This is a genomic window from Mesorhizobium sp. SARCC-RB16n, assembly GCF_008520305.1.
Taxonomy (GTDB): Bacteria; Pseudomonadota; Alphaproteobacteria; order Rhizobiales; family Rhizobiaceae; genus Mesorhizobium.
Map to the genome: position 1 here is coordinate 92,338 of NZ_ML703260.1, position 6,563 is coordinate 98,900.

Sequence of the window (6,563 nt, forward strand, 5' to 3'; positions counted from 1 at the left end):
AATGGGAGAATTGATCATGAGACTGAAACTCGGACATGCGGCGTGCGTCGCCGTGCTTCTGGCGGCGACGGCCGCGCTCGCACAATCGAAGCCGGTGGCGGGAGAGGTGGCTGAAGGCTCGCTGAAGGGCAAGACGCTGACCTTCGTTTCCTATGGCGGCATCTACCAGGACGGCCAGGTGGCCGCGCTCAAGGATTTCGTCGACAAATCCGGCGTCAAGCTGCTCAATGATGGCCCGACGGAGATCGCCAAACTGCAGGCGCAGGTCGAGTCCGGCAATGTCACCTGGGACGTCGTCGATACCGACGACCTGCCGCCCTATGTCTACTGCGGCAAGCTGTTCCAGAAGCTCGATCTGACGAAGCTCGACGTCTCGAAAATCCCGGAAGGCCAGGTCGGCGAATGCTCGGTGCCGGCGATGAACTACGGTGTCGTGCTGATGTACAACAAGGAAAAGTACGGGGATAATCCACCCAAGAGCTGGGCCGACTTCTTCGATACCAAAAAATTCCCCGGCGTGCGTGGGATCGACGGTTCCGGCAGCCCGACCGGTGGCCTGCTGGAACAGGCTTTCAAGGTCGCCGGCGGCGACCCGAAGGCGATGACGGTAGCCGATATCGACAAGGCCATCGATGTGGTCCGCAAGCTCGGCCCCGATACCATTTTCTGGAAGACGGGTGCCGAATCACAGCAGCTCGCCGAATCCGGCGAGGCGGACATGCTGATGATGTGGACTGGACGGGCCATGACGGCGGTCAAGAACGGCGCGAAATACGCGCCCGCCTGGCAGGACTGGCTGGTCGTGATGGACCAGATGACGATTCCGGTCGGCGTCAAGGATACGGATGCATCCTACGCACTGCTCAATGCCTATCTCGGCAAGCATGCCCAGGAGACATTGGCGGAGAAGACCTCCTACACGCCGATCAACAACGACGCGCAGCCCAAGGTCGACGCTTCAGTCGCCGCCTACCTGACCAATACGCCTGAACGCCAGAAGCAGGGCTACAAACAGAACTTCAAGTTCTGGGTCCCGAACTTCGCGGTGGCGCAGGAGAAGTGGTCGGCGCTGATGGCCGGCAACTGACCGGCTGAAGGAAACCAAAAGCCGTGAGCGCGTCCGAGCCAACCATTCCGGCTGCCGAAAGGCGCTGGGCATGGCGGCCGTACGCGCTCGCATTGCCGGCGCTGGTCCTGCTCCTGGCGGTGATCGGCTATCCGCTGCTGACCATCGTTGCGCGCAGCCTGTCGGAACCGGAGTGGGGCCTGCAGAACTATATCTGGTTCTTCAGCGTGCCCATCAATCTCACGGTGCTCCAGCGGACCTTCGTCATTTCGACGTGGGTCACGCTGGTGTGCGTCGTCTCGGCCTACCCGTACGCCTATCTGATGACCGCGGTCGGGCCGCGCGTTCGGCTGGTGCTGCTCTTATGTGTGCTGATCCCTTTTTGGGTGAGCGGCGTGGTGCGCACCTTGTCCTGGGTGATCCTGCTGCAGGATTCAGGCGTCATCAACTCGGTCCTGCGGTCGCTCGGTCTCGGCGGCGTCAGGCTGATCCGAACCCAGACGGGCGTGGTCATCGGCATGGCGCAGGTGCTTTTGCCCTTCATGATCCTGCCGCTCTATTCGGTCATGAAGGGCATCGATCTCAGGCTGATGCGCGCGGCGCAGAGCCTTGGCGCGCGACCGTTCCGCGCCTTCTTCACCATCTACCTGCCGCTGTCACTGCCAGGCGTCTATGCCGGGGCGATCATCGTCTTCATCCTGGCGCTCGGCTTCTACATCACGCCGGCTTTGCTCGGCGGTCCGCGCTCGACCATGCTGTCCACGCTGGTGCAAACACAGGTGCTCAGCCTGCTGCAATGGGGCAGGGGCGGTGCGATGGGCGTGGTGCTGCTGGTCACGACCTTCGTGCTGCTGGCGCTCGCCGCGCCCGTGATGCGATCCAAGTACCGTGAGGCGGGGCGGCACTGATGGAGATGAAGCCGCTCACGCGCGCCATCCTGGGCCTTGTCTGCCTGCTGGTGGCCATATGGCTGGTGGCGCCGACGTTGGTCGTGGTGCCGATGTCATTCAACGAGAACAAGTCGCTGGCGTTTCCGCCGCAAGGCTTCTCCTGGCAGTGGTACCAGAATTTTGTCACCAATCCGGATTGGTCGAACAGCTTCCTCAATTCGCTGAAGGTCGCCTCGATCGTCTCGGTGCTGGCAACGGTGCTCGGAACGCTTGCCGCCTTCGGCCTCGACCGCATGAAAGCGCGGCCGGCAAACCTTTTGCGCATGCTGATGCTGACGCCGATGGTGGTGCCGGGCGTGGTGCTGGCCATCGGCATCTACGCGGTCTATCTCGATACGCGGCTTGTCGGCACGCTGCTCGGCTTCGTGCTCGCCCACACCATCCTTGCGCTGCCCTTCGTGCTGATTGCCGTCTCGGCCAATCTCGAAGTGTTCGACAGGCGCCTCGAGACAGCCGCGGCGAGCCTGGGCGCTGGCGCGCTCACCACGTTTCGCACGGTGACGCTGCCGCTGATTGCGCCGGGCGTGCTGTCGGGCCTGCTGTTCGCCTTCGCCACTTCCTTCGACGAGATCGTCGTGTCGCTGTTCATCACCAATCCCTACCTCAAGACATTGCCGGTGCAGATCTTTGCTTCCATCACGCGCGACGCCGACCCCACGGTAGCGGCCGTCGGCACGATCCTGCTGTTTGCCACCACGATGCTGATCGGCGGCGGCATGCTTCTTCTTGGCCGTGAGCGGAAAGGACGCCAATGAATCCGGGGCAAGACAGCAGGGGAAATCCGGGGCAAGACAGCAGGGGCGCGGCGATCGATCTCAGGTCGATCAGCAAGGCCTATGGCAGCTTCAAGGCGCTGGACGGCGTGTCGCTGCACATCAAGGCCGGCGAGTTCATGACGCTGCTCGGGCCAAGCGGCTCCGGCAAGACGACGACGCTCAACGTCGTCGCCGGCTTCACCGAGGCCAGCTCCGGCGCGCTGGAGGTGGGCGGCAAGAGCGTCGTCGGCGTGCCGGCGCACAAGCGCAACATCGGCGTGGTGTTCCAGCACTACGCGCTGTTCCCGCACATGACGGTGAGCCGCAACGTCGCCTATCCGCTCGCCCTGCGCGGTGTGGCCGGCGCCGAGCGCGAACGCCGCGTGCGCCAGGCGCTCGACATGGTCAAGATGGCGGATTTCGGCCACCGCTTTCCCAGCGAACTTTCGGGCGGCCAGCAGCAGCGCGTGGCGCTGGCGCGCGCCATCGTCTTCGATCCGCCGCTGCTGTTGATGGACGAGCCGCTCGGGGCGCTCGACAAGAAGCTGCGCGAATGGCTGCAGCTCGAAATCAAGCGCATCCACCGCGAACTCGGCACCACCTTCGTCTATGTGACGCACGACCAGGAAGAGGCGCTGGTGCTGTCGGACCGCATCGCCGTGTTCAACCGGGGCCGCATCGAACAGATCGGCACCGGGCGCGAGCTGTATGACGAGCCGGCAACGCTTTTCGTCGGCAAGTTCATCGGCGATTCCACCGTGCTGCGGGGGGCCGCCGCCATCTCCGGCGGGGAGACGGCGATCGAAATAGCCGGCCAGAAGGTAGCGACCGCCAAGCGTCTCGCCAATGGCGGCAGCCCGGTCATGCTGCTGCGGCCCGAAAAGCTGACGCTCGCCCGCCGTGGTGCCGACGGCGATGGCCGCAACCGGCTCACCGGCCGCATCGGCGAAGCCATCTATCTCGGCTCCGGCTCCAAGTACGAGGTCGATCTGGCCGACGGCTCCAAAGCCATCGTGCGCTCGACGCTGGAAGCAGACAATTTTGCCATCGGAGACGAGGTCGAGGTGCTGTTCGCCGGCGCCGACGTGAAGCTGCTCGCCGACGACGACAAGGCCGATCTGACGCTTACCTGATTTCGAAACGGATTTCAAAAAATGCAAGCCGAGCACAATGGCGACGTGTCGTTCTGGTATGCCGATATCGGGGGCGTGCCGGCCTATAGGCCCTCCTTGCCGGGCGACATCGAAGCCGATGTCTGCATCGTCGGCGCCGGCTACACCGGCCTGTGGACCGCCTACTATTTGAAGAAGGCGCAGCCTGCGCTGCGCATCGTCATCGTCGAAAAGGAGTTCGCCGGCTTCGGCGCCTCCGGCCGCAATGGCGGCTGGCTGTCGGGCGGTTTCAGCTGGTCGCGCGAGAAATACGCCAAAACCTCGTCGCGCGGCGCCGTGATCGACATGCAGCGCGCCATGTTCGGCACGGTCGATGAGGTGATCGCGGTGACGCAAGCCGAGGGCATCGATGCCGATATCCGCCGTGTCGACAACATCACCGTCGCCACCAACGCCGCGCAATTGCAGCGTGCCAGGGCCGAATACGAGGAGCTGCTGGGTTGGGAGATGCCGCCGGAGCGGCTGGCCTTCCTCGACGCGCAGGAGGCGCGCCGGCGCATCGCCATCGACAAGGTGATGGGCGCTTTCGTCGTGCGCAACGTCGCGCGTGTACAGCCGGCCAAGCTGGTCCAGGGTCTAGCGGCCGCGGTCGCGCGGCTCGGCGTGCCGATCTACGAGCAGACGCAGGTGCTGGCGATCGAGAAGGGCAAGGTCACCACCACCAGAGGCATCGTGCGGGCGCAAAAGATCATCCGCGCCACCGAGGGCTTCACGGCGGGCATTCCCGGCTACGAGCGTCTCTGGCTGCCGCTGAACAGTGCCATCGTGGTGACCGAGCCGCTGCCGCAAAAACTCTGGGACGCGATCGGCTGGAACGGTTACGAGGTGCTGGGCGACGCGGCACACACCTATTGCTATGCGCAGCGCACGCGCGAAGGCCGCATCGCCATGGGCGGCCGCGGCGTGCCCTACCGCTTCGGCTCGCGCACCGATGTGCGCGGCCAGACCCAGCAGGCGACCATCGACCAATTGCACGAGGTGCTGACCAGGCTGCTGCCGCAGACCAAAGGCGTGCATCTCGACCACGCCTGGTGCGGCACGCTCGGCGTGCCGCGCGACTGGTGCACGACTTCGGGTTTCGATAGGGAAAGCGGCATCGGCTGGGCCGGCGGCTATGTCGGGCTCGGTGTTTCCAGCTCCAACCTGTCGGGCCGCACGTTGCGCGACCTAGTGCTTGGCCACGACACCGAGTTGACGCGGCTGCCCTGGGTCAACCGCACGGTCAAGAAATGGGAGCCGGAACCGCTGCGATGGCTCGGCGTCCACACCATGTACCAGCTCTATCGCATCGCCGACCGGCGCGAAGCTAACGGCTTGGGCAGGACCTCACGCCTCGCGGCTTTCGCCGATCGCCTGACCGGACACTGAAAGCACTGGAGGAAGATGTGTAACGGTTCCGTCCGGAATCGCGCCGAACCGCGTGACGTTACAGCTTTCGATCGAGGGCGGTCTCGGATTCGGGCTTGTGGATGAAAGCAGCGCCCAGGATCGGGCCCGGAAGGCCATCCTTGCCGACCGACTGCAGAAGCACGGCGCAACCGCCCTTCTTGATGATCTCGCTCAGCGGCAATTCGTAGCGCTGCGCCTTGCCGTGCCACATGCCGGCGGTCTGGATGCCGGTGACCGCATTCCAATAGGTCATCTTGCGGCCGGAGTTCTCGCCCTGGCCGATCTTGACCGTCTGCGGCGCCTCGAAATAGACGATGACGACATGGGCGTCGTTCGGACCGGTGCCGGCATCGCCGGTGTCGATGATCACGCGGTCGCCGGTGCGGCTGACCCTGATGGGCACGTGCATGCCTTCGCCGGCACGGGCCATGCGGGTGAGCGCGCCGTCGACCTCGCCTCGATTGGCACCGTTGACATGCATGCGGCCGTTCAGGACGGCCTGCGGCGTATAGACGGAACGGCTGCTGAAATAGCGCATATAGTCATATTGACGCTCGGTGTTTTCCTTGCGGCTCAGCGTGTCTTTCCAGCCGAGATAGTCCCAGTAATCGACGTGATAGGCGAGCGCGACAAGGTCTTGCCTTGTGGCGAGTTCGGCGAAGAACGCGTCCGCCGGCGGGCAGGAGCTGCAGCCCTGGCTGGTGAATAGTTCGACCACGCCGAGCGGCCGGTCGGGCTGCGATTTCTCTGCCTGGACCCTTTCGGGCTCGCTGGCATGGCCGGCAGCGGCAAAAGCCGAGAAGGCCAGCGTGAAGGCTGCCAGCCACAGTGATCGTCGCGAGGCCATGACCATTCCAATTCCCGCCGGTGGTGCCGGCTTTGTTCTGCTTTGCCGAAATATGTGGCAGAACGGGTAGTCAACGGGAAGTCACGTTGCGGTGAAATTTTACCGCTGCAACCGTGAGGTAAGGCCGCAATAGGAGATGCCACTGCATTTCCAGGCGTGGTTCGATTCAGCGGCGGCGTCATTTCCGTGTGGCAGGTTCTCCCTCACCCCGGTCGATCTCTATTGCGAGCGAACCGACCCTGGACTTTGGTCCGAGCCGATCAATGCTTTGCCGAATCTTGTCTTTATCGCGGCAACGATTGCGGGAGCTGCGGCGCCGCAAGACCGGTATTCTCGCGGAGATTCTGGCCAGGGGAGTAGGGGAGTAGGGGAGTAGGGGAGTAG

Annotated in this window: 6 protein-coding genes; 5 read left to right on the top strand and 1 reads right to left on the bottom strand. The window is 64.1% G+C overall.

Translation table 11 applies throughout. The features are described from left to right. Nucleotides 1–16 precede the first annotated feature (16 nt). The 5 genes from C7I87_RS07325 to C7I87_RS07345 are packed head-to-tail and all read left to right on the top strand — an operon-like array spanning nt 17 to nt 5,311. Nucleotides 17–1,087: an extracellular solute-binding protein gene (locus C7I87_RS07325; RefSeq protein ID WP_149903569.1), complete on the top strand. Its 1,071-nt coding sequence runs from the start codon at nt 17–19 to the stop codon at nt 1,085–1,087. A 23-nt stretch (nt 1,088–1,110) separates the two neighbouring features. After that, nucleotides 1,111–1,974 carry an ABC transporter permease gene (locus C7I87_RS07330; protein WP_149903570.1) on the top strand — a complete coding sequence of 288 codons (864 nt, stop codon included), beginning with the start codon at nt 1,111–1,113 and terminating at the stop codon, nt 1,972–1,974. After that, a complete protein-coding gene (locus C7I87_RS07335; protein ID WP_149903571.1) occupies nt 1,974–2,771 on the top strand; it encodes an ABC transporter permease in 798 nt (265 codons plus the stop codon). Before C7I87_RS07330 ends, C7I87_RS07335 begins: the two co-directional genes overlap by 1 nt. Then, nucleotides 2,768–3,904 (top strand): ABC transporter ATP-binding protein, encoded by a 1,137-nt coding sequence (locus tag C7I87_RS07340; RefSeq protein WP_149903572.1) that lies wholly within the window; start codon nt 2,768–2,770, stop codon nt 3,902–3,904. The genes C7I87_RS07335 and C7I87_RS07340 overlap by 4 nt, the downstream gene beginning before the upstream one ends. Before the next feature lie 21 nt (nt 3,905–3,925). Further along, nucleotides 3,926–5,311, top strand: a complete 1,386-nt coding sequence (locus C7I87_RS07345; RefSeq protein ID WP_149903573.1) for an NAD(P)/FAD-dependent oxidoreductase — start codon at nt 3,926–3,928, stop codon at nt 5,309–5,311. 58 nt (nt 5,312–5,369) lie between these two features. Here the strand turns inward: C7I87_RS07345 and C7I87_RS07350 are convergent, their stop codons facing one another. After that, on the bottom strand, nt 5,370–6,185 hold the full coding sequence (locus C7I87_RS07350) for a DUF1223 domain-containing protein (RefSeq protein ID WP_149903574.1): 816 nt from the start codon (nt 6,183–6,185) through the stop codon (nt 5,370–5,372). Between the last annotated feature and the right edge of the window lie 378 nt (nt 6,186–6,563).

What these genes read in the sequence shown, in the direction of transcription:
- C7I87_RS07325 (WP_149903569.1), top strand. Translation starts at nt 17, where the DNA reads ATGAGACTGAAACTCGGACATGCGGCGTGCGTCGCCGTGCTTCTGGCG.
- C7I87_RS07335 (WP_149903571.1), top strand. Translation starts at nt 1,974, where the DNA reads ATGGAGATGAAGCCGCTCACGCGCGCCATCCTGGGCCTTGTCTGCCTG.
- C7I87_RS07340 (WP_149903572.1), top strand. Translation starts at nt 2,768, where the DNA reads ATGAATCCGGGGCAAGACAGCAGGGGAAATCCGGGGCAAGACAGCAGG.
- C7I87_RS07345 (WP_149903573.1), top strand. Translation starts at nt 3,926, where the DNA reads ATGCAAGCCGAGCACAATGGCGACGTGTCGTTCTGGTATGCCGATATC.
- C7I87_RS07350 (WP_149903574.1), bottom strand. Translation starts at nt 6,185, where the DNA reads ATGGTCATGGCCTCGCGACGATCACTGTGGCTGGCAGCCTTCACGCTG.